Genomic DNA, 316 nt, shown 5'->3' with positions numbered 1-316 from the left:
CTCCCCGGACGGTCCGCAGGACTGGCCGGGGAGGTTGAGGAGCCGTCTCACGAACAGATCCCCCAGACCAGGACCGTCCGTCATCGGAAAAGAACGCGGGCAAGCCGTTACCCGGAAGGGCCGAGACCCGAGGGCTAGACGCCCGGTTGAGGGCGGCTGGACGTCGGGGCTCGGTGGAGCTTGGCGACGCAGGAGCCTAGCGGAATAGAGCGCGCGAACCCTTCAGGGCCGCCCCCAATCCTCTTTTGCTTTCTTTGCTCACTGCCCTGATTTTTTCCCGGAAGAGTCCCGGGTCAGAAAGAGCACCACAAAACCC

Source organism: Gluconobacter sp. GP1 (assembly GCF_032913585.1).
Lineage (GTDB): Bacteria > Pseudomonadota > Alphaproteobacteria > Acetobacterales > Acetobacteraceae > Gluconobacter > Gluconobacter cerinus.
The sequence above is the reverse complement of the archived record's forward strand: the minus strand, read 5'-3'. Positions refer to the sequence as shown.